25 protein-coding genes are annotated in these 22,012 nt (G+C 55.1%); 12 read left to right on the top strand and 13 right to left on the bottom strand.

What is annotated here, in order from left to right:
• Positions 1 to 339 precede the first annotated feature (339 nt).
• From TH3_RS01315 to TH3_RS01305, 3 genes are all read left to right on the top strand, one after another.
• Complete coding sequence (locus TH3_RS01315) at positions 340 to 648, top strand: type II toxin-antitoxin system ParD family antitoxin (RefSeq protein ID WP_007089209.1); 309 nt, start codon at positions 340 to 342, stop codon at positions 646 to 648.
• A 3-nt stretch (positions 649 to 651) separates the two neighbouring features.
• Positions 652 to 1,023 (top strand): type II toxin-antitoxin system RelE/ParE family toxin, encoded by a 372-nt coding sequence (locus TH3_RS01310; protein ID WP_007089210.1) that lies wholly within the window; start codon positions 652 to 654, stop codon positions 1,021 to 1,023.
• 910 nt (positions 1,024 to 1,933) lie between these two features.
• Complete coding sequence (locus tag TH3_RS01305) at positions 1,934 to 2,380, top strand: methylglyoxal synthase (RefSeq protein WP_007089211.1); 447 nt, start codon at positions 1,934 to 1,936, stop codon at positions 2,378 to 2,380.
• A gap of 4 nt (positions 2,381 to 2,384) precedes the next feature.
• Here TH3_RS01305 and darG read toward each other — a convergent pair whose 3' ends face one another.
• Together darG and TH3_RS22200 are read right to left on the bottom strand one after the other, a co-directional pair.
• A complete protein-coding gene (gene darG / locus TH3_RS01300) occupies positions 2,385 to 3,425 on the bottom strand; it encodes a type II toxin-antitoxin system antitoxin DNA ADP-ribosyl glycohydrolase DarG (RefSeq protein ID WP_007089212.1) in 1,041 nt (346 codons plus the stop codon).
• On the bottom strand, positions 3,422 to 4,222 hold the full coding sequence (locus TH3_RS22200; protein WP_007089213.1) for a DUF4433 domain-containing protein: 801 nt from the start codon (positions 4,220 to 4,222) through the stop codon (positions 3,422 to 3,424). The genes darG and TH3_RS22200 overlap by 4 nt, the downstream gene beginning before the upstream one ends.
• Positions 4,223 to 4,246: 24 nt before the next feature.
• Here TH3_RS22200 and TH3_RS01290 point away from each other — a divergent pair, with 24 nt between their 5' ends.
• A complete protein-coding gene (locus TH3_RS01290; protein WP_007089214.1) occupies positions 4,247 to 5,173 on the top strand; it encodes an AEC family transporter in 927 nt (308 codons plus the stop codon).
• Here the strand turns inward: TH3_RS01290 and TH3_RS01285 are convergent.
• Positions 5,099 to 5,908, bottom strand: coding sequence for an RluA family pseudouridine synthase (locus tag TH3_RS01285; RefSeq protein WP_007089215.1), 810 nt, complete (start codon positions 5,906 to 5,908; stop codon positions 5,099 to 5,101). The two genes, TH3_RS01290 and TH3_RS01285, sit on opposite strands and share 75 nt — an antisense overlap.
• 190 nt (positions 5,909 to 6,098) lie before the next feature.
• Between TH3_RS01285 and TH3_RS01275 the strand changes: the two genes are divergently transcribed.
• The 3 genes from TH3_RS01275 to TH3_RS01265 are packed head-to-tail and all read left to right on the top strand — an operon-like array spanning position 6,099 to position 8,087.
• The gene (locus TH3_RS01275) at positions 6,099 to 6,875 is read left to right on the top strand and encodes a DUF6134 family protein (RefSeq protein WP_007089216.1); all 777 of its coding nucleotides are present in this window, start codon (positions 6,099 to 6,101) and stop codon (positions 6,873 to 6,875) included.
• Entirely contained in the window at positions 6,872 to 7,648 is a 777-nt protein-coding gene (locus tag TH3_RS01270) for an SDR family NAD(P)-dependent oxidoreductase (protein ID WP_007089217.1), read from the top strand. The genes TH3_RS01275 and TH3_RS01270 overlap by 4 nt, the downstream gene beginning before the upstream one ends.
• Complete coding sequence (locus TH3_RS01265) at positions 7,641 to 8,087, top strand: nuclear transport factor 2 family protein (RefSeq protein WP_007089218.1); 447 nt, start codon at positions 7,641 to 7,643, stop codon at positions 8,085 to 8,087. The genes TH3_RS01270 and TH3_RS01265 overlap by 8 nt, the downstream gene beginning before the upstream one ends.
• Here TH3_RS01265 and TH3_RS01260 read toward each other — a convergent pair.
• The 5 genes from TH3_RS01260 to TH3_RS01240 all read right to left on the bottom strand — a co-directional run bounded on the left by TH3_RS01260 (position 8,050) and on the right by TH3_RS01240 (position 13,406).
• The gene (locus TH3_RS01260; protein ID WP_040059414.1) at positions 8,050 to 8,541 is read right to left on the bottom strand and encodes a DUF3833 domain-containing protein; all 492 of its coding nucleotides are present in this window, start codon (positions 8,539 to 8,541) and stop codon (positions 8,050 to 8,052) included. The genes TH3_RS01265 and TH3_RS01260 overlap by 38 nt on opposite strands.
• Before the next feature lie 85 nt (positions 8,542 to 8,626).
• Positions 8,627 to 9,973 (bottom strand): MFS transporter, encoded by a 1,347-nt coding sequence (locus TH3_RS01255; RefSeq protein ID WP_007089220.1) that lies wholly within the window; start codon positions 9,971 to 9,973, stop codon positions 8,627 to 8,629.
• Positions 9,960 to 11,237 (bottom strand): SAM-dependent methyltransferase, encoded by a 1,278-nt coding sequence (locus TH3_RS01250; protein ID WP_007089221.1) that lies wholly within the window; start codon positions 11,235 to 11,237, stop codon positions 9,960 to 9,962. Before TH3_RS01250 ends, TH3_RS01255 begins: the two co-directional genes overlap by 14 nt.
• A gap of 7 nt (positions 11,238 to 11,244) precedes the next feature.
• Entirely contained in the window at positions 11,245 to 12,066 is an 822-nt protein-coding gene (locus TH3_RS01245) for a DUF1365 domain-containing protein (RefSeq protein ID WP_007089222.1), read from the bottom strand.
• Positions 12,063 to 13,406, bottom strand: a complete 1,344-nt coding sequence (locus tag TH3_RS01240; RefSeq protein WP_007089223.1) for an NAD(P)/FAD-dependent oxidoreductase — start codon at positions 13,404 to 13,406, stop codon at positions 12,063 to 12,065. Before TH3_RS01240 ends, TH3_RS01245 begins: the two co-directional genes overlap by 4 nt.
• A 211-nt stretch (positions 13,407 to 13,617) precedes the next feature.
• On the opposite strand from TH3_RS01240, the gene TH3_RS01235 reads away from it, so the two are divergent.
• Together TH3_RS01235 and TH3_RS01230 are read left to right on the top strand one after the other, a co-directional pair.
• The gene (locus TH3_RS01235) at positions 13,618 to 14,208 is read left to right on the top strand and encodes a sigma-70 family RNA polymerase sigma factor (RefSeq protein WP_074624797.1); all 591 of its coding nucleotides are present in this window, start codon (positions 13,618 to 13,620) and stop codon (positions 14,206 to 14,208) included.
• The gene (locus tag TH3_RS01230; protein WP_007089225.1) at positions 14,205 to 14,909 is read left to right on the top strand and encodes a ChrR family anti-sigma-E factor; all 705 of its coding nucleotides are present in this window, start codon (positions 14,205 to 14,207) and stop codon (positions 14,907 to 14,909) included. The genes TH3_RS01235 and TH3_RS01230 overlap by 4 nt, the downstream gene beginning before the upstream one ends.
• 89 nt (positions 14,910 to 14,998) lie before the next feature.
• Here the strand turns inward: TH3_RS01230 and TH3_RS01225 are convergent, their stop codons facing one another.
• The 4 genes from TH3_RS01225 to TH3_RS01210 form a co-directional block, all read right to left on the bottom strand.
• A complete protein-coding gene (locus TH3_RS01225; RefSeq protein ID WP_007089226.1) occupies positions 14,999 to 15,886 on the bottom strand; it encodes a 23S rRNA (adenine(2030)-N(6))-methyltransferase RlmJ in 888 nt (295 codons plus the stop codon).
• Between the two features lie 5 nt (positions 15,887 to 15,891).
• Positions 15,892 to 16,608, bottom strand: coding sequence for an rRNA large subunit pseudouridine synthase E (locus TH3_RS01220; protein WP_076519514.1), 717 nt, complete (start codon positions 16,606 to 16,608; stop codon positions 15,892 to 15,894).
• Between the two features lie 80 nt (positions 16,609 to 16,688).
• Positions 16,689 to 17,423: an SIMPL domain-containing protein gene (locus TH3_RS01215; protein WP_007089228.1), complete on the bottom strand. Its 735-nt coding sequence runs from the start codon at positions 17,421 to 17,423 to the stop codon at positions 16,689 to 16,691.
• Positions 17,424 to 17,439: 16 nt separating this feature from the next.
• Positions 17,440 to 17,694 (bottom strand): hypothetical protein, encoded by a 255-nt coding sequence (locus TH3_RS01210; protein ID WP_076519503.1) that lies wholly within the window; start codon positions 17,692 to 17,694, stop codon positions 17,440 to 17,442.
• On the opposite strand from TH3_RS01210, the gene TH3_RS01205 reads away from it, so the two are divergent.
• A complete protein-coding gene (locus tag TH3_RS01205; RefSeq protein ID WP_007089230.1) occupies positions 17,668 to 18,342 on the top strand; it encodes a D-lyxose/D-mannose family sugar isomerase in 675 nt (224 codons plus the stop codon). The genes TH3_RS01210 and TH3_RS01205 overlap by 27 nt on opposite strands.
• 87 nt (positions 18,343 to 18,429) lie before the next feature.
• Here the strand turns inward: TH3_RS01205 and TH3_RS01200 are convergent, their stop codons facing one another.
• Positions 18,430 to 19,380 (bottom strand): TPR end-of-group domain-containing protein, encoded by a 951-nt coding sequence (locus TH3_RS01200; protein ID WP_007089231.1) that lies wholly within the window; start codon positions 19,378 to 19,380, stop codon positions 18,430 to 18,432.
• A 159-nt stretch (positions 19,381 to 19,539) separates the two neighbouring features.
• Between TH3_RS01200 and TH3_RS01195 the strand changes: the two genes are divergently transcribed.
• Together TH3_RS01195 and TH3_RS01190 are read left to right on the top strand one after the other, a co-directional pair.
• A complete protein-coding gene (locus tag TH3_RS01195; protein ID WP_007089232.1) occupies positions 19,540 to 20,640 on the top strand; it encodes a GGDEF domain-containing protein in 1,101 nt (366 codons plus the stop codon).
• Positions 20,641 to 20,709: 69 nt separating this feature from the next.
• Positions 20,710 to 21,894, top strand: a complete 1,185-nt coding sequence (locus TH3_RS01190; protein ID WP_007089233.1) for a BaiN/RdsA family NAD(P)/FAD-dependent oxidoreductase — start codon at positions 20,710 to 20,712, stop codon at positions 21,892 to 21,894.
• Positions 21,895 to 22,012: the final 118 nt, after the last annotated feature.

Here is a 22,012-nt window from a genome sequence, read left to right as displayed (position 1 = left end):
TGAAACGGCCGCTCCAATGGGGCGGCCGTTTTGTTTTACGCAGCTTTCCGGCTCCCCACCGCCTAAACCCGCACCCCCCCTTTGCCAACCCGCCCTCTTAACCGTCCCCCGCAACTTCCCCAACGTCATTCCCGCGCAGGCGGGAATCCAGACAACCGTGCGGCAAGCCCGGTCCGTCGATAGACGCCCCCTACGCGAACCCGGCACCCCCAACCCCACCGAAAGACGAAAAAGGAAACTTCTTCGGCCCGGTCCATCATCCGCGCGACACGAGCGCAAACACCCATTGGCAATCTTTGCCAATGACGATAGAATTCCCCGATCAGAAGGAGCTCCGACATGCCAACCCGAAATGTCAATCTGACCGATGATCAGGACGCTTTCGTTGAAAAGATGGTCAGGGCCGGAAAATACCAGAATGCCAGCGAAGCCATGCGCGACGCCGTGCGCGGCTTGCAGCAACGCTGGAAAGAGGACGAGCTGAAGCTCGAACTGCTGCGCAAAAGCATCGATACCGGCATTGCCGATCTTGAAAACGGCGATTACGAGGATATGGACGACGCAAGCCTCGAAGGCTGGCTCGCTCCCCCCGAGAAAACTACTGACAAAACCACTGACAAAACCAATGGCAAAACCGTCGGAGCCTGATCCGTGGCAGCACAATACCGGCTTACGGCATCGGCCAAAGCCGATATCAACGCCCTTCTTGATGAAAGTACGCACCGGCACGGGCAGGACGCACGCAACCGTTACGCCGCCCTGCTTCTGGCCGCCCTCCGCCGCATCGCCCAAAACCCCGAAGGCGGCGCCACCGCCGCCCGCCCGGAATTACACCCCGATATGCGCAGCTTCCATATCCGCCACAGCCGCACCGAAAGCAACACCACCCCGGTCGGTAATCCGGTGCATGTGATCTTCTACCGCACCACCGAACCCGGCAGGGTCGACATCATCCGGGTCCTGCATGACCGGATGGAACCAAGCCGCCACGTCGAACCAAAAACCAAGACCAAGGGGGACTGATACCGACCTGCTCATGGCATTCCATGATCGCCCCCTCTCCCCCCTAACCGTCCCTCGCGAACTCCCCCAACCGTCATTCCCGTGAAAACGGGAATCCAGACAACCGCTCGGCAACGCACCACCTGCCGATAGACGGCCCCTAGCTCGACCTGACACACCCAACCTGCTGAAACATGGACACCCGCTTTCGCGGGTGTGACGAAAGGCGGGTTCTGTTGCCGGGCTCGAACGCCTCGCCTCGGCTTGCTCCGCTCTCGCCAGTTTCGCCAAATGGTGCGGCCTGAACGGAACTCACCCGTCTTGACCAACGCTGCCAATTCCGGCACGGGCGTGATGACATCGCATCCGAACCACCCCTGCTCCGCGGCTGATCTGCCCAATCGTCGGCTCGATCCGCATCCGGCCCCGCATCGGCCCAAATCTGGCCCGCGCCCTTCCCGGCAGGCGCACCTCTCCCGTTCTGCCTTTCCGTTTCGTCAAACTTTACGCCGCCGTTTCCCGGGCCGTTTCAATGCCCGGATGCACTCCTGCCGTAATGACTTTACCCCACACGGATCTTCCGCGCTTGGCGGTGATCGCCTGTTACTCAACCACTCAACATCGTCGCTTTTTCATCGCTGATTCCCCCTGTATTTACCGGTCTTACCCAGCCCCGAAACGCAAAAACCCGCCAAAGCGAATCACGCTTGGCGGGTTATGTCTCCGGACCCATTTGTCCTGTTGACTTTATCTTTATGCCACAAATAAAAGAACAAATCAAGAACATTTTGCAAAAATTTTCGCCGTCCGGTTCTGGCAAAAATTCTCATTTATTTTCAATAAACTATGCCATCATATTGCCCTATGATGGACCGGTCCGCTAAGATCGCCCGCCGGGATCGCCCGGATCAAGACGCAGGAGAAACCACCCATGACGCTTTCGATCGGACTTGTCGCCCACGACCGTCGCAAACGCGAAATGGCCGATTGGCTGGAAACCCACAAATCACAGTTTTCCGGCACCCGGATTTTCGCCACCGGCACCACCGGGCGCGTGCTTCAGGAACGCTTTCCCGACCTTGATATCGTGGCGCTTAAAAGCGGCCCGTTCGGCGGCGATCAGCAGCTTGGCTCGATGATTGCGCATGGCGAATTGCAGGCGATGTTTTTCTTCACCGACCCGATGACACCCCAACCCCACGATGTCGATGTCCGCGCGCTGATCCGGCTGGCCAACATGTATGAAGTGCCGATTGCCTGCAACCGCAGCACCGCCGACCTTCTGATCAGCAACCCGAAATTCGAGGAAATCTGCGAACAATATCGCGGCCATTCCCCCGAACAGGTTTTTGCCGAATACCAGAACCGCAAGGTTTAGTGATTTACGCGCAGTTCAGTAAACCATCTTCCTGCAAGCGACCGTACGCCACACGTATTGTTTCATCGCTGAAGATGTTTCTTTTGTTCTCGTTCCAGCTGTTCATCTCTTTGATTACCATCTCAAGCGGATAGCAATTCTCATGATGTGCCAACCAATGAACCGAAGATAGAAGCTCCAGACCGTAAGGGCTCTCATAGCCCTGCACCAGTTTACCTAAACGATCAATAATACGATCTGCTGCATCGCTGGAATTCAGATACTCATCTGCAGCAGCATATCCGCTTGGCGTTACATGTGCCTGTCTATCGCCAGTTTGAAAACCGGCAATCATCTTATGATACTCAAGCGCGACAAAAGCCTTCTTCAAAGATTCTGAGTAAGGTCCGTGGAAATCCCGTGAAAATCTGAGGTTAAAATTCACACCAAAAGCCTGCAAAAAATACACTATTTTTTGCAGCGAAATTCGATCAAATGATCCGTCAAAATAGCGCTCCAAGTCACCCAGACTTTTAAGAAGCACTGCCCGCTCAAATGTCATCGCAAACTTGGAGTGACTATACTCCGGTTCATCAACCGCTTCTTTTGGATAAAACACCCGAACGTCAACATTCGAGAGATTTTCGAGCTTCTCAATGATTAACGGTTTTACATCAGACCAATCCAGCCCACCGTTTCCACATCCCAGCGGCGGAATCGCGATAGATTTGATGCCATAATTCTCAATCGCCTCGACGAGAGCATCCAAACCGCTCTCGACATAATCCAGCTTGGATTTAGCTCTCCAATGATCTTTGGTCGGGAAATTGACCAAAAACCTGGGGCCATCTGTCGGGAAAAGTTGCTTTGTATCATAAACAAAAACTTTGCCAGGCCTTAAGCCCTTTGCAGAACATATTTTTTTATATTCTTTATAGTTGTCCGGCCAACGCTTTTTAAACTCAAGAGCGACACCTTTCCCCATCACCCCGACGCAGTTGACCGTATTCACGAGAGCATCCACCGCCTCGGAAAACATGTCGCCTTTTTTGAATGAGAGGGTCATTGGTAGTAGCATCCGGGTTTTACATATATTGGGATATCCCAAACTGAGGCATCCATCATCTGCTCGAGCTTATCTCTTATCGTCTCTGATTTGACAATCAAGCAATCTATTAGGCCAAGTGGGACTGCGGAACGAACCAGGAATTCAGCCATGCGCTTTTGGCTTCGAGTCATACGTTCTGGCGGATCGTCCATGCTTTTGAAGTATTGGCAAACACCATTGTACCCAAGCTCTTCGATTCTACCCTTGTAAGGATATTCGTCAAACATATCCCAATGAACATGTTCTTCCAAAGAATCCAAATCACCACATAGAACTGGCAATGGAGCATTTGAGTTTAAGGCGAAGTCGCTAAAACAGAAATCTAGCCCGCTATCACGGAAATTTTCAACCTTTGCAACCAGAAATACTCTATCTTCTTCGCAAGCAGGTCCTAAATTATCGCCTTCGGGGGACATCAAATCTACGGTCCCCCTAAAAATTGTAAAAGTGAATGATGTAATTGGAGAAAAATAGAATGGTACATAATCATTAACAACGCCACCATCAGGCATCTGGAACAGCGGACTCCCTCTTCGGTCAACTATGCTCTGATAGGAAGCTTGATGACACAGCTGAGGATGCTCATGATTTTTTGAGCGCACCTCTCCGTCAACCAAAAATACTTCAATATCTTTGTAATACACTTGGCGAAAAATAAATCTGTCCGGCAAATTAGCCCCCAGAGCTTCAGCAAAAAATGACATAACATCGAAACTTGCAATTACATTATCAAGCAACCCAGCAAAGCCAACCATAGCAATTTCTAGGTCATTCTCTATATGAATCTCGCCTATGACCTGATCGCCGCCATTTTCCCGATCTTTGCCGCCATTCTGGTCGGGGCAGCACTTAAACGTTACCTGATCACCGGGTCTGACATCTGGGCCGGGATTGATCGGCTGACCTATTACCTGTTGCTGCCGTCGCTTCTGATTGTCGAAATTTACCGTGCCGATTTTGGCTCCGGCCACGCGGGCACTGCGGTCATGGTCACATTGGGCGCGACCCTTGCCCTTGCGGCGGTTTTGCTGCTTCTGCGCCCGCTCATCACCCGCAACACACCGCTGTTTACCTCGATCTTTCAGGGATCGGTCCGCTATAACAGCTATGTCCTGCTTGCCATCGCCGATGCGCTTTATGGCAGCGAAGGCTTGGCACTGGCGATTGTCTTTATTGCCGTGATGGTGATTGCCACCAACATGCTAGCAGTTGTGGTGCTGAATGCCTTTGCCGGTGGCAAGGGCAGCTTCAAACGCATCATGCTCGGCCTTGCACAAAACCCGATCATCATCGCCGCCGGGGCCGGGGCGGTGCTGAATATCAGCAACATTCACGTGCCGCTGCCGATTGAAAATACCGCAGCCCTTTTCAAAACCGCAGCCCTTCCGCTCAGCCTGCTGTCGGTCGGGGCCGGATTGCGCTTTATCCTGAGCAAACAGGCATTGGGCGCGATTGCCCTTTCAACCACGATCAAGCTCGCCCTCCTGCCGCTGATCACCGGCATTGCGCTGCATCTGGCCGGGGTGGAGGGCATGGTGCTTGCCATGGGGGTGCTTTATGCCGGGATGCCGTGCGCGGGCAACGCCTATATCCTCGCCCGGCAGCTTAATGGCGACCCCGAGGCCATGGCCTCAATCATCACCCTCGAAACCCTCCTGTCCGCCTTCAGCATCGCTGCCATCGCCGCCATACTGAGCATCAACTGACGCCGCATGCGGGGCATAGTCGCCCGCATAGCCACAGGCCGAAAGCCCCGGCCGCATCAATTCGGGCGGCGGCGCATCGACCACCACCGGGTCGCGGTCGGCATGGAACGGCACCACGATCTGGCGCGACAAAAGCATCAGGGTCGGCGGCTGTCCAAAAATCGGCGGTTCATCCCCCCGACCATAAAATGGATCACCCAGAACCGGATGCCCGATATGGTCCAGATGCACACGCAGCTGGTGCGTGCGACCGGTATGGGGCGTCAAGGCAAGCCAGGTGATATCATCGCCCGCTTCGTCCTTGCCGCGCCCCAGCACCCGATATTCGGTCTTTGATGGCTGCCCGTCCTCATGAACCAGCATCCGCCAGCCGCTTTCATCATTGGTCTTGCCAATCGGCGCATCGATAAAGCCGTGATCATCGGCAACCGCACCGCGCACCACCGCCCAATAGGTTTTCCCGATCAGTTTTTCGGTAAACAGGCGGGTGATCTTTTTCGATGATTTCGGATGCCGACACAGCAACAGGCACCCGGCCGTATCGCGGTCAAGCCTGTGCGCCAGGGTCGGTTCGGGCTGAATGCCGAATTTAAGGTCGGGCAGATACGCATCGACATGGAAATAGGTTTTCGGCCCGCCATGCGATGCCAATCCCGGCGGCTTGTTCAGAACGATGACGTTGGAATCGCGATGCAGAACGCTTGCGGTCAGGTCTTCGGCTATCGGATGGGGCATGGTCGGCCTTTCATTGTTGGCCCTGCTTTACCTCAAAGCCGGGCGCACCGCAATCACCCGGCACACGGGCAGGGCACGGCAAACCTGATCTGAACCGCATTTCCATGCGTAACAGTAACAGCATTCCATTTTCGAAATCCGGCTTGATCGCGTCCTGATCGCCGGGGCCAACAGCAGGGTACGCCACCACATGCCACGCCCGAAACCCCTTAAATATCTCGTTGCGGTGCTGGCCGTTCTTTCGGTCCATCATGCCGGTTCTGCGCTGGCACAAAATGGCGACCTTTCAGCCCTTACCCCCGCCCAGTCCGCGGGCCTTGATCGCAACGCGGCCTGTCGCAACTTCGATCCGATTGCGCGATACGGCAATGAACTGGTGTTTCAGATCCGCCGCAATGATGCCCCGGTCGGGCAGCATATCGTGCGCTTCAATCGCGGTCAGGACGGTCTTCAGGTCGTCGCCCAAAGCAATATCGATATCTCGTTTCTGGGCTTTAACGCCTATAGCTTCCGCTACCGCTCCGAAAGCATCTGGCAGGAGGGTCAATTATCCACCCTGTCGGTCAAGGTCGATGATGATGGCGATCAAACCAGCATCGCGGCCCGGCGCGAAAACGATCAGCTTGTCGTCGATGGCCCCGATGGCCAGAAATCCCTGCCGCCCGGTATTTTTCCGACCGATCACTGGCATTGCGGTGTTCTGCAAACCGATCAGGTTCTTAATACGCTCACCGGCAATCCCAACGCGGTCACCATATCCCAGACAGGCCGCGAACGCCTGGCTGTTGGCAACGGCATGATCAACGCCACCCACTTCACCTATGATGGCCAATTGCAAACCAATGCGTGGTACGATGCCGATGGCCGGTGGGTTGGATTGCGCTTCAAGGCGCGCGATGGCTCTGAAATCACCTATCGCTGCACAAGCTGCCAGACCGATACGGCACAAAAGGATATCCGCGGATGATCAAACATTTCAAAACCATCTGGATCGTCGGTGCCTCCGCCGGGATCGGGGCAGCACTTGTCGAAAAATTCGCAAAATCCGATGCGGGCGCAAACACGACGATTATCGCATCGGCACGCTCCGCCGATGCGCTGTCCGATCTGGCGGCATCGTCGGAAAACATCCATGCCGTGCCACTTGATGTGACCAAACCCGATGCGGTTCGCGATGCGATTGCCCTGATAGAAGATCGGTTTGGCCTGCCCGATCTCGTGGTTCTGGCCGCCGGAATCTATTCGCCGATGCCTGTCGATGAATTTTCCGCCAAAACCATCCGCGACCATTTCGATGTCAATTATTTCGGCACGGTCAATTGCCTTGAAACCCTGATCCCGAAAATGCGTAAACGCGGTTCGGGCGAGATCGCGGTTGTCGCCTCGGTCGCCGGTTATCGCGGGTTGCCAAAGGCCGGGGCCTATGGCCCGACCAAGGCCGCCCTGATCAATCTGTGCGAAACCCTGCGCGCCGAATTGGGGGAAACGGGTGTCTGTCTTCGGGTGATCAATCCGGGCTTTGTCAAAACCCGCCTGACCGACAAAAACGATTTCGATATGCCCTATCTGCAAACGCCCGCGCAGGCAGCCGACTACGTTTATCGCGGCCTGACGGGCGGCAACGGTTTTGAAATCGCCTTCCCGCCGCCCTTTGTCCGGCAGCTAAAACTTGCCCGCATTCTGCCCTATCGGCTTTACTTCAAACTGATCCGCAAAGTGATGGGAAAATCCAATGGATGAACAGAACGCAACCAGGCTCGAAACGCTGAAATCCTATGGCGATTATTTTGCGCAACTAAGCCCGGAAACCATTGAAAACCTGCATCATCTCGTCACACCGGATTACAGCTTTACCGATCCGTTCAACACCATCAATGGCCCGGATCGGGTCTGTGCCTATCTCGACAAGATGTTTCGCGACACCGAAAATCCGCAATTCATCGTCACCCATCACGCGATTGATGATGATCTCGGTTTTCTGCGCTGGCGCTTTACGGCCAGGATTTCGGTTCTGGGGAATTGGGATGTCACCGGCATGTCGGCGGTGACGTTTTCCGATGACGGCACGCGCATTTCATCCCATGTCGATCACTGGGATTCCGGCATGGCCTTTTATGCCCGCATTCCGCTGCTGGGCTGGTTTATTCGGCGGCTCGCAGCGCGGATGGCTGTTTCGTAAAGAACAGGGTGACCTCGCCGATCTCGAACCCCCATTTACGCACACGCGCCCGGTTCACAAGAACCCCGTCGCCCTGCAAGAACATCCAGTCATCAAACGTCACCCGCCAGCTACCGTCACCGACCTTCAGGTCCATGTCATAGTTCCAGTTCAACGCATTGCCATACTGCACGCCCGCGGCCGTGCCGATGATGTCATCGGCCTCTCCGCTCAGGCTGTGCTCACCGGTCTTGCGGATCGTCCATACACGGCGGTCCTGTTCACCATCGTCATACAGAAAATCTTCTTCCAGCGTCAGAACACCATCATTGACGGTTCCAGTGATATCAACCGTGAACTGGCGCCGCAGCTTGCCGAACCGGTCCTCAAAAATACCCCACGCCCGACTATTGCCTTCGAAGTATTCAAACACATCGAAGCGGGGTTCTTTTTGCGCAAAATCCTGCGGTTTCATTGACCCACACCCGGTAAGTATCAAAACCATCACAAGCGCCGTAAAAGATCGCAGCATCAGCTTTCTCCCGCAAAGGATACAAGGATCAGAAGGTGCGGCGAGCCAGACGCCGACGAATTGCAACCTGATGCACGCGATCCAATGGAAAACGCCACATCATCCCGATTGCTCCTGCTTTCAGTACGATGGGCAGCACCGCATAGATCATGACAAGTGCGATCAAAGCAGCGGAATTTTCATTCCCCCCGTCCGTCAGGCCAAAAGCCCCCAGAATTGGCAGGGCAATTCCCGCCGCCAACGCCATCGCAAGCTTGTTGGTCATGTTCCAAAGCGCAAACAGAACACCGGTCCGGCTGGCATGAAACCGGTACCGGTCCCAGTCATCGACATCTGCCTGAATGGCGGGTGGCAGCGCCAGATCCGCCCCCAAGGCCGCACCGGTAAAGACACAGATCACCGCAAACCCCGCCCAGTCCCCGGCTGACAGAAACGGCACGAACGCGAATGCCGACACCGCCATGATCATCGCCACGCACCAGACCCGGTGTTTGCTGATTTTACCGGCCAGAAACACCCAAAACGGAATGGCCGCAATGGCCGCAACAAAATACAAAAGGATCAGGGCGTTTTCAGTATCCGTATCAAGCTTCAGGTAATAGCGCACAAAAAGCGGGAAACAGACCGCAGGCAATCCACCGGCAAGGCCATTGATCATCCATGCGGCCAAAAGCCGGACAAAAAGCCGGTTCTGGCGCAGACTGCGAAGCGACTGAGCAAACCGGGCACGAAGGGAAACACCCCCCTGTTGGGTATCGGCAGTACGGCCGCGCCCCGGGCGGGCTGCGCTATCTGGGACCTTGATGATCAGAATCGTAACGAAAACCGCCCCCGCAACAATGGTCATCATCGCAAGGGTTCGGATTTCATCGGCCCGGGATGCATTCATCATCACAACCGGGATCGCCCCGGCAATGACAATACCAATCAGCCCCGCCCCTTCACGAAGGGACGTGATCAATGTCCGCTCCCGGTAATCCCCCGAAAGGTCTGCCCCCCACGCCAGATAGGGCACCTGAAACAGCGTCCAGCCAAGGAAAAGAATGCTTGCCGAAACAAAAAGATGCCCGCCACCGGGCTGATCGGGCGGCACAAAAAGCATCCAGATCCCGATCCCGGCAATCACCGCACCAAACCCGACCCAGATTTTGCGCCGTCCCGTATAATCCGAAAGCCACCCGGCCAGCGGATCAGTCAGCATATCGATGATCCGCACCGCCAGAAGGATCGCCCCCGTAAGGGCAAGCCCAAGGCCAAGATCATCCCCATAATAACTGGGTAACAGGACATAGGCGGGAATCGTCGGCACCGCCGCCGCCATTGCTGGCAGCGCATAATAAAACGCCGTTTTGCGGGCCCGATCAGGTTGCGGCATTTTCGCGATGTTCGATCACAAAGAACCCGACATCAATCGATCCTTCATCAAATCCGGTTTCGCAATAGGACAGGTAATATTCCCACATCCGCTTGAAACGGATATCAAATCCCTGCTCGGCGATGCTGTCCCAGCCATGCTGGAAACGGCGCTGCCATTCGGCCAGTGTGCGGGCATAGGATTTGCCGAAAAATTCCGAATGACAAAGCGAAAGACCGGCATTGGCAATCGCCGTACCAAGCGCCTCCGGCGAGGGCAGCATCCCGCCCGGGAAGATATAGCGTTGGATGAAATCCGCCCCCTTGCGGTAATCCTCGAACCGGTCATGATCGATGGTGATGATTTGCAAAACCGCCTTGCCGCCCGGTTTCAACCGCTTGCGGATCATATCGAAATAGATCGGCCAATGTTCCTCGCCAACCGCCTCGAACATCTCGATTGAAACGATCTTGTCGAACTGCCCGTCCTGATGGCGATAATCGCGAAGCTCGATACTGGTGCGATCCGACAGGCCAAGTGTCAGAAGGCGATGATGCGCAAACGCATGCTGTTCGCGCGAAAGCGTCAGCCCCGTAACATGGCAGCGATGCTGCCCTGCCGCCATTTCGGCAAACCCGCCCCAGCCACAGCCGACTTCCAGAACCCGTTCGCCGGGTTGCAGCGATGCAAGTTCACAAATCCGGCGGTATTTCGCATCCTGTGCGGCCTCAAGCGTCATGTCCTGGCGGCGATAAAGACCGGATGAATAGGTCATCCCCGGATCAAGCCATTCCTGATAGAACCGGTTTCCAAGGTCGTAGTGATAGGCAATGTTGCGTTTTGATCCTTCGACCGTATTGGCATTTCGCAAATGCCCGATCCGGGCCACCAGCCGGGAAATCATGCCGCCTGCCAGTCGGGCGCGAACGATATTTTCGTTTAACATCGCCACCCGCATCACATTGGTCAGATCGGGGCTTGTCCATGCCCCATCCATATAGGCCTCGGCAAAGGCAACATCGCCACCGGTCGCAAGCCTGCGGATCGCCTTCCAGTCATGAATATGAAGAACCGCGCGGATTTCGGTCTGCTCCTGCCCGGTAAACTGCAACGTGTCCCCATCGGGCAAAACAATCGTCAATCGACCGTAATGCAAATGTGCCAGAATGCGTTTCAGCATGATTTTCAGCAGATTGCGACTTCCGGTCATGCCCCCGATGACGGGCAGGAACCTGTCACGAAACGGGCGGACTATTGTCGAAGAGGATCGATTGCGTTCCGGCATTTCCTGATTACCTTTTTGCGGCTTCGGCCGTCTGGCTATTGGCAGCAAACACATAAGTCACATCATGTGCTGGCGGCGTTGGACGTTTATGGAACTTCATGCCTTTGCGCCACAGATGCAGCGCCTCGTAATGAATGCCCGCCACCACCTTAAGCGTCATCAGCGGATAGCGAACAAAGGCCATAAACAGGTTACGGTCAGAAAGTGCGGTTCGATCACCGACAAATGCCGCATTCAGAAATGCGCCGTCCTTGTCGGTTTCACGAATGGCAACCGCGACTTTTTCACCCGGCATGCAAATGCGGAAATGATAATCGGCCTGCATATCGATAAAGGGCGAAACGTAAAATCCCTTGGCACAGCTTTGCCGCAGCACGCCTTTTTCATCAATCGCATCGCTGCCCACCGGGATCAGATAGCTATGCCGGTCGCCGAAAGTATTGGAAACCTCATACAGGACCGCGCCGACCGAACCGTCCAACCGATGGCAGAAATAAACCGATAGCGGATTGAAAACGAAGCCCAGAATGCGCGGATAACACAGCAATTCGATCCGATGCGCACAATCGCCAAGATCGTGCTTGTTCAGGATATCTTCGATACGTTTGCGGATATCTCCGTGTTCACGATCGGCATGATCACGGTCATGGAATGAAAACAGGTTGAACCGGTTGCGGCTGAACAGTTTCAGCGATCCGGCGAGACTATCGATTTCATCAAGATCAAACAAAAAGGAAAACACCCGATAGCGCAATTTGTGATCACGCGGGCGAAGGCGATGATGCATCACCGATCCTTCAAACAGGGCGGATGTCCATGTGCCTGTCATGCGGCAACTTCTTTTTGAACTGTATCAACAGGGCCCAGATGAATACGACCGCTTTCATTTTCAACATTCCACGGGCGACGAACACCACCCAATGCCTCGGCCACGGCAAGGCCCGACTGAATGCCGTCTTCGTGGAAGCCATAGCCAAAATAGCTGCCGCAATACCAGATGTTATCCATTCCCTGAATCGACCAGAGCCGTTTCTGCGCGTCCATTGCCGCCGCATCAAAAACCGGATGATCATACAGGAAGGATCGAATGACACTGCCCTCACGCGGCGCGCGCGCCGGGTTAAGGGTAACAAAAAGCGGCTGCCCTTCGTCAAGATGCTGCAACCGGTTCATCCAATAGGTCACACAGACTTTCTGTTCGCCGTCATGCTCTTCGGCAAGGTAATTCCAGCTTGACCAGACCTTGCGCGTTTGCGGCATCAGGCTTTCATCATCATGCAGGATCGCCAGATTGCGCTCATACTGGAACGCCGACAGCAATTCGCGCACCGCGCGTGCCGGATTGGCCTGAAGCGCAAGGGCCTGATCACCATGGCAGGCCAGAACAACGTGATCGTAGTCTGTCCGTTCGCCATAACGATTTTCGATGAACACCCCACCCTTGCCATTCGGCCCGACCTGGGCAATGGCGCTATCAAGGATAACACCACCGGAAATCTCCTTGATCATCCTGCCGACATATTGGCGCGAGCCACCAACAACAGTGCGCCATTGCGGCCGATCCTTGATCTGCAAAAGCCCGTGGTTCTGACAGAACCGGACAAACGCCGCCAATGGGTATTCCATCATGGTATCGACCGGCGTTGACCAGATCGCGGCCCCCATCGGCAACAGATGATCATTGATAAAGGATTTCGAATAACGATGGGCCGACAGATAATCGCCAAGGCTTTGCGTTTCGGCCTGCCCGGTTTCAAGCGCAAGCGGTGCCTCGCGATAGAAACGCAGGATATCGCGCACCATCCGCCAGAAACGCGGACGGAAAATATTGCGTTTCTGCGCGATCAAAGATGCCAGATCAGATCCGCCATATTCCAGACCGCCCCGGTCCATCGAGGCGGCAAAGGACATATCGGTCGCAGCCGTTTGCACACCAAGATGATCAAACAGGGCACAAAGATTGGGGTAACAACGGGTGTTATAGACAATGAAACCGGTATCGACCGGTGTTTGACCCGCATCGACGGTATTGGAATGCCCGCCAGGACGGTCATCCTTTTCATAAAGCGTGACGTTGTGAGACTGGCTGAGCAACCAGGCTGCCGACAGGCCGGAAATACCCGAACCAACAACAGCTATATTGAGTGTCCCCGATGATCGAAGCGTCATATGTGGCGCGCCTGCTTGCAGTGACAATGTCTAAGTTACATATATTTACGAATGCCCGCAATTTGCAGATCACTGCGTTACAACGAATGCTGATAATTTTAAGTAATTGGTGGAAAACGTACAAATTCGTTTGATCCAAAAATTTCCGGCTGGCGTATGATTGTTCATGAACACGATCATGGCGCGGCCCCGAAGGGGACCAGAAACGAAAATGAGCGGCACGACAAGATCAAGGCCCGGTCCGGCTGACCCCGACGAGGCCAGGAAATGTGCCAGCTGGATTGTGGCGGTTGCGGCGACGCAGGACCGTGAGGCATTTGCGCAACTGTTTGCCCACTTTGCCCCCCGCGTCAAAGCCTACATGTTCCGGTTTGGCGGCAATTCCGAAAACGCCGAGGAACTTGCGCAGGAAGCCATGATGCAGGTCTGGCGCAAGGCGCATCTGTTTGATCCGCACAAGGCTGCCGCCAGTACATGGATTTTTACAATCGCCAGAAACCTTCGTATTGATCGTTTCCGGCAACGCAAACATATCGAAGTGGACGATTCCGATCCGACGCTGATTATTGACGATAGCCCGCTTGCCGACGAAATCGTCGACCGGGATGAACATGCCGTTCTCGTCAAATCCGCCATGGAAGAATTGCCCGCCGATCAGAAAGTGGTTGTTGAATTGTCGTTTTTTGAAGATCTCTCGCACAGCGAAATTGCCGAAAAGCTTGATATCCCGCTGGGCACTGTCAAATCGCGGTTGCGGTTGGCCTTAACCAAACTTCGTGGTGGATTGGAGGGTGTAGCATGAATATCAAACACCACCCGACAGATCAGACATTGATGGAATACGCCAGCGGCAGGATGTCTCAGGCGATGGAATTGCTTGTGGCAACGCATATGACCCTTTGCCCGAAATGCCGTGAAAAGGTCGCCGAATTCGAGGCCCTTGGCGGTGCGGCGCTGGAAACGGCAAACGTCATGTCCATGAATATCCATGCGCTTGACCATGTCATGGCCATGATCGAACGCGAAACCGCCAACGAGAATGTCGTTTTCAGCGAAATACCATCCATACGTCGGGTTGCCGTCGGGGAAAGCATTACCGGAAGCGCCATTCCATCCGTTCCGCGGCCCTTGGCAAATCTTTTGCCTGATGATGTTCTTTCGCTTGAAGACATTCCGTGGAAGTCGCTGGCACCGGGTGTGAAGCATTACCAGCTGAAATCGATCGAAAGCAAAGGCACCGTGCGACTGATGAAAATCGCACCGGGTGTGTCGATCCCCGATCACGGGCATCACGGCCATGAAATGACCCTGCTGCTTAAAGGGTCCTATATCGATGAAATCGGTCGGTTCCGGGCCGGTGACGTCGCCGATCTTGGCAACGATGTCGATCATCAGCCGATTGCCGACACCGCCGAGGAATGCATCTGCCTGATCGCGACAGATGCCCCGATGAAGTTCAACCGTCTGCTGCCCAAACTGTTGCAGCCCTTCATCGGCATATAAGTCAAACTGCGTCCCAACGCAGAAAGGCCGCGGACATATCGATGTCCGCGGCCTTTTAATTTGAATCCTGCCCCGTCTCGCCCGCGGGCTTATTGCGACGGCACCAGCCAATGGGTCCGGTGCGTTGCCGGGCCGGGCAGTTTGACGGCATCGCAAAGCCACTGGCCGATTTCATCAAACTCCTGATCAAATCCATAAGGTGGATTGATGATCAGAAGACCCGTGCCGCGCATCCGCCCCTTTGCCCCGCCCTGATTGGTCGAAAGCTCCGCACACAGCACCCCGCCCTTGGCTTTGATCTGGGTGAAGTTTTCACGCAGTTCGGCATCAAATCCGGCCTCAAGGATCGGATACCACAACATGAAGATGCCGTTTTCCCACCGCTCCCAGGCCCGTTTGATCGAACTCGCGGCCTTCTGATAATCCTGTTTGACGTCGTAACTGGGATCCATCAGCACCAGACCGCGCCGGATGGCGGGCGGCATCATGCCAACCAGTCCTTCGTAACCGTCGCGCTTGTGCAGGTGAATACGCGGATCGCGTTCAACACTGTATTCCAGCAGGTCATATTCGCGCGGATGCAATTCCATCAGAATCATTTCATCATGCTCGCGCAGCAATTCGCGCATGATAAACGGCGACCCGGGATAAAACGGCCCCTTCAGGTCGTCATCCTCAAACACGCCGTAATCGCGGCCCTTGGCAATCGGATCAAAGGCCGCGATCTGATCAAGGAAGGGCTGCATCTGTTTGGGCGCATTTCCCTTTTGCTGTGCAGCGGCAATACCGTTTTTCCATTCGCCGGTTTTTGCCGACTGCGCACTGCCAAGATCGTACCAGCCTGACCCGGCATGGGTATCAATCACGCAAAACGGTTTTTCTTTGTTGCATAGATAATCAAGGATGATCCGCATCGCGGCATGCTTGTGAATATCGGCAAAATTGCCCGCGTGAAAGCCGTGCAGATAGCTCAGCATTGCCTTTATCCTTTAGGTGCGCGTGGCTTGCCACCGCGTGACTGTTTGGGGTTGCGCGACTTTTGGGGCCGCCCGGACCGGAATGCGTTTTTACCCTCACCCTCAGTACGGGGTCGCCGGTTGGCCTGCATGTTCCCGGGCAGGGGTTTGACCTGAACCGGGCCGGGTTCGGGTGCTTTGACCTCGATCACCTGCCTGTCACCGGGTGCCAGATTATCCAGCGTCCAGTCACCGATAGCATAGCGGATCAGACGCAGGGTCGGAAATCCGACAGCCGCCGTCATCCTGCGGACCTGCCGATTACGACCTTCGGTGATGCTCAGTTCAATCCAGCTTGTCGGAACCGATTTGCGAAACCGCACCGGCGGATCACGCGGCCAAAGATTTTCGGGCTCCCCCATCAGGCGCGCGCGCGCCGGTAGGGTCATGCCGTCTTTCAACTCCACCCCGTTACGAAGGGCCGAAAGGGCTTCTTCGGTCGGCTCGCCCTCGACCTGAACCCAATAGGTTTTCGGCTTTTTGAATTTCGGGTGGGCGATCTGGGCATTCAGCGGCCCGTTATCTGTCAGCAGCAGCAGTCCTTCGCTATCGCGATCCAGCCGCCCGGCGGCATAGACACCGGGCAGATCGATATAATCGGCCAGCGTCGCCCGACCGTTTTCACGGTCGGTAAACTGGGTCAGAACGCCATACGGCTTGTTAAAAAGGATCAGCTGCGCCATGCGCCGCATAGAACCATTTTTGCCAAACAAGTCAACTGGGCAAGTCAACCGGACAAGTCAACCAGTCCGGCCGAACGTGATCAATCCTCGATCAGATATTCCATGGTGGTGACAACACGCACGGTTTTATTGATCTGCTGGCTTTCCATCGTATTGGGGGCACCATCAGCCGGAAGGATCTGGAACAACCCTTGCGTTGCGCGGCGAATACCGCCCAGATGACCACCGGAATCGGTTGCGAATTGCTGCGCACTTTCACGCGCATTGGCCGTGGCCGCCGCAATCATTTCCGGTTTGATGTCATTAAGCTTGGTGAACATGAAACTAGGACCGGGGTTATAACCCTGCCCGCCCAGAACAATCCCGCCCTGAAGCAATTTTCCAATATCCTGCGTTGCCGCAACGACTGCCTCGATCTTGTCGGTCCGGACCTGGATCGTCTGACTGACGATATAACGGCTTTCAATCGGGCCAGAACGGTAGGATTGCGCAAGCTGATCAGTAACCTGAAGGCTTTGCAGTTCGGTCATGTCCTTGGTGATGCCATGCGTTTCAAGAAACGCCAGAAGGGCGGTTGTATCGCTTTCGATCTTGGCCTGTGCGTTTTGCAAAACATCATCGGTCGCAACATAGGTAATCGGCCACACCGCACGATCCGCCACCACATCGCGTTCGGCCAAACCCTTGACGGTCACGAACCGGTCAAGCGACCGCATGTCGGACAATCCCTTGCCGACCAGCCATCCGGCACCGGCAATACCGGCACTGACCACAACCGCCGCAACAAATTTCGCAAATCCCGAAGAAGAAGACATGCCCGTGTTTCCTTGATTATTGTTGTTCCGCTAAACGCATAGCTTTTGTTTTGAACACCTTATCAGACGGAACAAAATCGACAAAATCAGGGCAGTCATTTTGCAGGTTTGCGAAATCGGATAACGGGCATTTGAATGCATTCAAATTGGGTCGCAATCCTTTTTCGAACATGCTAAAAGCCAGCAAAGCCTGCGCATCGCGCGGCCAACCATTCAAACACGCAAAAGCTTTACGAGGTCGTCCATGCGCCGTTCCGATATCAATGCTCATATCACGCATGCCAAGGAACTGTTCGAGTCCATTTCCTTCAAACTGCCCGTCTGGGGCCACTATTCCCCGGCGCAGTGGGATGCCGAGCCTGATCTTGCGAAATGGTGCCGTGCCCATCAGATGGGCTGGGACGTAACCGATTACGGCGAAGGCGATTTCGCCCGTCGCGGCCTGATCCTGTTTTGCCTGCGCAATGGCATCCTGCGCCAGCCGGGCGAAGTCCCCTATGCCGAAAAAATCATGATTGTCGCCGAAAATCAGGAATGCCCGTGGCATTACCACAAGGTCAAAATGGAAGACATCATTGTGCGTGGCGGCGGCAATCTGGTGATCGAACTGACCAACCTGACCGAAGACGGCAAAATGGACATGGTCAATGACGTGCATGTCCGCACCGATGGCAAGCTCAATATCCTTCCGGCCGGTGGCAAGGTCGTGCTCGAACCCGGTCAAAGTGTCACCCTGCCGCGCACGCTTGTGCATCGCTTCTATGGCGAAGAGGGCAAAGGACCGGTGATTGTCGGCGAAGTGTCGCAGGTCAATGACGACCTTGCCGACAACTACTTCTTTGACTGCGACGCCCGGTTCAGCGAAATCGAAAACGATGTCGCGCCGATCCACCCGCTGTGGAATGAACTGGCCGGTTAAGATCACCGATCAACTGATATGCAAACCCCCGGCAGTCCGCACTGCCGGGGGTTTGTTTTTGGCTTGGGGCGTGAAATGCCCTCGACGTTATTCCGCGGGCGCAGCACTCTCGGGATTACCAAGAATTTCGGCAAATTCCGGCAAATTGCAAAGCGGCTCAAACTCAACCTCGGTCCAGGCAGGCTGACGCATCGCATCCGAAAGGGCCACCGCACGCTGCAAATCGGCAAGGGCGGCTTCCGGATAACCCAGCCCTGCATTGGCGCACGCCCGCTGATAATAGCCATTGGCATTATCCGGCGCCTCGGCCAGAAGCCGGTTACACAGGCTAAGCGCCCAGTCACGATCACCAAGCTGAAGGGCGGCATCCGCCTTATAGGCCATGACTTCCGGATCGCCCGGCGACAGTTCAAGAATCTTGTCGTAAATCTCGATCTTGGACCGCGGATTGGTCACCTTGTTGGCCTGCAGCCAGAAGGCATGAATGGTCTGGGTATTTTCGATTTCCTGCTGATGATCGTTGATCACCATGCTTTTCTGGCGCAGCTCGTCTTCAAGCGCGCTCAGACGTGTTTCAAATTCTTCGGACAGGCGGCGCAATTCCGTATCGGCAAGGTTACGCACACTTGATTTAAGTTCCCGCAACGACTGCCAGCCCAGCATGGTCAGAAGTGCACCGACGGCGGCCACGAAATAGAAGAAATAGGTCACCGTGTTCGACGAATAGGAAATCGCCTTGTCGATGGCCTCAAGCTGCCGGTTAACAACCTCGCGCAGCAATTCGGCGCGCATGCCCTGCATTTCGGTCCGCAATGCCTTTAACTCGTCAAGTACATAGCGTTCCATAAGCGGCGGCATATTGGTGCGTTCACCGGCTTCAATCGGACGAAAATCGACTGGTGGCAACGTATCGCCCGATGACGTTCCAGATGTGGCAGGGGCAGCCCCCATGCCATCCTGCGCCAGAACCGGTGATGAGACCAGAACCACCATCATCACGATGATACCGGCGACCATGCGTTCAAACCGTAACGTCATTTCCTGCTGCTTCCCTGTTTCTTTTTTATGGATTGGTTTTATTGGCGGGGCTTTTGTAACCCGGCTTCGGCCATGATCCAAATCAACGTTATGATTGGACTGTAACGATATATTGCCCCTGCCAAAACATACATTTTTTGGAAAGTCGCGCAGGTATCGATGATCGAATACGGCACCAGCCCGGATCGGGCACAGCAATTGTCAAACGCAGCCCTCGCTATGATGTCCGAACTGGGCGTTATCGCGCATCCGAACAATTTTACGATCTTTTTCAATTACCTGTCTGGCGAAGAACCCGATCTTACGCAGACGATTGATATCCTGCGCAGCAACAATCGCGAATTCGACGAATTGCAGTGCCGCGACCTTTTCACGCGGTTTTTTGACACCGTGAATGAACGCGAAATCGTCACCCGCATCACCGAAGATCTGCGCAATCAGTTGACATCGGTTCTGGAAACCGTGCGCAATGCCGGAATTGACACCTGTGCCTATGGCGAGGCCCTTGATCATTTCTGCGAATATATCGGAGACAAGGATTTCACCAATCTGGAACAGGCGCTTAAAACGCTGCTCGGTGCGACCCGCGACATCGAAGGCGTAAACCGCCTTCTTGAAACCCGGCTTGATAATACCTCGACCGAAATATCGAAACTGCGCCGGGACCTCGAAGACATGAAGCGCGAGGCCATGACCGACTGTCTGACCGGCATTGCCAACCGCAAGGCATTTGATCTGCGATTACGCGATTGCGCGATGCAGTCGATGGAAACCGGCAAACCGCTTAGCCTGCTTCTGATCGATATCGACCATTTCAAAACTTTCAACGATACTCACGGCCATCAGGCCGGCGATCAGGTCATTCGGCTGATGGCCCAGACCCTTCAGCAGAACGTCAAGGGCCGCGACACCGCCGCCCGTTACGGTGGGGAGGAATTTGCCGTCATCCTGCCGATGACCGGTCTTGGCTGCGCCCGCCAGTTGGCCGAACATATCCGCCACAATGTCGAAACCCGCAAGGTGGTCAGCCGCATCCGCCATGAAGAACTGGGCAAGGTCACCGTTTCAATCGGGGTCAGCACCTTTGCCTATGGCGAGCCGCTTGGCCGCTTTATCGAACGCGCCGATCAGGCGCTTTATCTGGCCAAGGCCAAAGGCCGTAACCGGGTTGCAACCGAACGCCAGATTGCAGATGCCTATCCGACGGCCCAGACACCCGATATCACAACGCCCCAGCCCAAAAAGCAGCGTTACGCCTGACAGGCACTGACAGAACACCAATTTATCCGTATAAGGCAGGTCGTTTTCCCCGAAAGATTGGCCTGCTGCGTGAAGAAGATTGATGTCCTTGTGATTGGTGCCGGTGCCGCCGGCCTTATGTGTGCAATCGAAGCCGGAAAACGCGGCCGTTCGGTTGTGATTGTCGATCATTCGGCGAAACCGGCTGAAAAAATCCGGATTTCCGGGGGCGGTCGCTGCAACTTCACCAATCTGCATGCCAGCCCGGAAAATTTCATTTCGCAAAACAAGCGTTTCTGCGTCTCGGCACTCAAACGTTACACCCAGTTTGACTTCATCGATCTGGTCAATCGCCATGACATTGCCTGGCATGAAAAAACACTGGGGCAGCTTTTCTGCGATGAATCCTCGTTCCAGATCATCGACATGCTGCTCGATGAATGTGATGCCGCCAATGTCGAACTGCGCCTGAACACCGAAATCAGCAACATCATCCGCCGTGATGATGCCGGGTTCGACGTCACCACACGCACCGGCGCGCAATGGACCTGTCAATCGCTTGTCGTGGCCTGTGGCGGCCTTTCCATTCCCAAAATCGGCGCAACCGGCTTTGGCTATCAGATTGCCCGACAGTTTGGCATCGACATCGTTCCGACCAGGGCCGCCCTTGTCCCGCTGACCTTTGACCCGGATATGCGGGCCGATCTGGGCCAGCTTTCCGGCATTTCGGTTGATGCGATTGTCCAGTGCCACAAAAAGCAGTTCCGCGAAGGATTGCTGTTCACCCATCGCGGGCTCAGCGGCCCGTCCATCCTGCAGATTTCATCCTATTGGGATGAAGGTGATGCCATCACGGTCAATCTGAACCCCGAAGAAGACGCGTTTGATCTTCTGAAATCGGCCAAGGCCGAAAGCCCGAAACAGGCCGTGCATAATGTGCTCTCGCGCATTCTGCCAAATCGTCTGGCCCAGATGATCACCGCCCGCCACGGACTTGATCGCCCGATTGGTGAAACCGGGGACAAGGCGCTGCGTCTGCTTGCAACCGATGTCAATCAGTGGTCGGTCATGCCGCAGGGATCCGAAGGCTATCGCACCGCCGAGGTCACGCTGGGCGGGGTCGACACCAACGCCCTGTCATCGAAAACCATGGAATGCCGCGATGTCCCCGGCCTTTATTTCATCGGTGAAGTCGTTGACGTTACCGGCCATCTTGGCGGCTTCAATTTCCAGTGGGCCTGGTCATCAGGCTGGTCGGCCGGACAAGTCGTCTAGGTAAGTTCGCCATTTGGTCGCAGAATACCCCGCGGGAACAACTTCCCATCCAAGCCGTTTGACTTTCAAGAACAGCCGACAGCTTTCCTGTCTGCTGACACAGAAAAATGAGGTTGGG

It is taken from the genome of Thalassospira xiamenensis M-5 = DSM 17429, from assembly GCF_000300235.2.
GTDB classification, from domain to species: domain Bacteria; phylum Pseudomonadota; class Alphaproteobacteria; order Rhodospirillales; family Thalassospiraceae; genus Thalassospira; species Thalassospira xiamenensis.
The sequence above is the reverse complement of the archived record's forward strand: the minus strand, read 5'-3'. Positions and strand labels throughout refer to the sequence as shown.

Bases quoted from the DNA above. Each gene is read 5' to 3' on its own strand.
- TH3_RS01315 (WP_007089209.1), top strand. From the start codon at position 340: ATGCCAACCCGAAATGTCAATCTGACCGATGATCAGGACGCTTTCGTT.
- TH3_RS01305 (WP_007089211.1), top strand. From the start codon at position 1,934: ATGACGCTTTCGATCGGACTTGTCGCCCACGACCGTCGCAAACGCGAA.
- darG (WP_007089212.1), bottom strand. From the start codon at position 3,425: ATGACCCTCTCATTCAAAAAAGGCGACATGTTTTCCGAGGCGGTGGAT.
- TH3_RS22200 (WP_007089213.1), bottom strand. From the start codon at position 4,222: ATGGTTGGCTTTGCTGGGTTGCTTGATAATGTAATTGCAAGTTTCGAT.
- TH3_RS01290 (WP_007089214.1), top strand. From the start codon at position 4,247: ATGAATCTCGCCTATGACCTGATCGCCGCCATTTTCCCGATCTTTGCC.
- TH3_RS01285 (WP_007089215.1), bottom strand. From the start codon at position 5,908: ATGCCCCATCCGATAGCCGAAGACCTGACCGCAAGCGTTCTGCATCGC.
- TH3_RS01275 (WP_007089216.1), top strand. From the start codon at position 6,099: ATGCCACGCCCGAAACCCCTTAAATATCTCGTTGCGGTGCTGGCCGTT.
- TH3_RS01270 (WP_007089217.1), top strand. From the start codon at position 6,872: ATGATCAAACATTTCAAAACCATCTGGATCGTCGGTGCCTCCGCCGGG.
- TH3_RS01265 (WP_007089218.1), top strand. From the start codon at position 7,641: ATGGATGAACAGAACGCAACCAGGCTCGAAACGCTGAAATCCTATGGC.
- TH3_RS01260 (WP_040059414.1), bottom strand. From the start codon at position 8,541: ATGAAACCGCAGGATTTTGCGCAAAAAGAACCCCGCTTCGATGTGTTT.
- TH3_RS01255 (WP_007089220.1), bottom strand. From the start codon at position 9,973: ATGCCGCAACCTGATCGGGCCCGCAAAACGGCGTTTTATTATGCGCTG.
- TH3_RS01250 (WP_007089221.1), bottom strand. From the start codon at position 11,237: ATGCCGGAACGCAATCGATCCTCTTCGACAATAGTCCGCCCGTTTCGT.
- TH3_RS01245 (WP_007089222.1), bottom strand. From the start codon at position 12,066: ATGACAGGCACATGGACATCCGCCCTGTTTGAAGGATCGGTGATGCAT.
- TH3_RS01240 (WP_007089223.1), bottom strand. From the start codon at position 13,406: ATGACGCTTCGATCATCGGGGACACTCAATATAGCTGTTGTTGGTTCG.
- TH3_RS01235 (WP_074624797.1), top strand. From the start codon at position 13,618: ATGAGCGGCACGACAAGATCAAGGCCCGGTCCGGCTGACCCCGACGAG.
- TH3_RS01230 (WP_007089225.1), top strand. From the start codon at position 14,205: ATGAATATCAAACACCACCCGACAGATCAGACATTGATGGAATACGCC.
- TH3_RS01225 (WP_007089226.1), bottom strand. From the start codon at position 15,886: ATGCTGAGCTATCTGCACGGCTTTCACGCGGGCAATTTTGCCGATATT.
- TH3_RS01220 (WP_076519514.1), bottom strand. From the start codon at position 16,608: ATGGCGCAGCTGATCCTTTTTAACAAGCCGTATGGCGTTCTGACCCAG.
- TH3_RS01215 (WP_007089228.1), bottom strand. From the start codon at position 17,423: ATGTCTTCTTCTTCGGGATTTGCGAAATTTGTTGCGGCGGTTGTGGTC.
- TH3_RS01205 (WP_007089230.1), top strand. From the start codon at position 17,668: ATGCGCCGTTCCGATATCAATGCTCATATCACGCATGCCAAGGAACTG.
- TH3_RS01210 (WP_076519503.1), bottom strand. From the start codon at position 17,694: ATGAGCATTGATATCGGAACGGCGCATGGACGACCTCGTAAAGCTTTT.
- TH3_RS01200 (WP_007089231.1), bottom strand. From the start codon at position 19,380: ATGACGTTACGGTTTGAACGCATGGTCGCCGGTATCATCGTGATGATG.
- TH3_RS01195 (WP_007089232.1), top strand. From the start codon at position 19,540: ATGATCGAATACGGCACCAGCCCGGATCGGGCACAGCAATTGTCAAAC.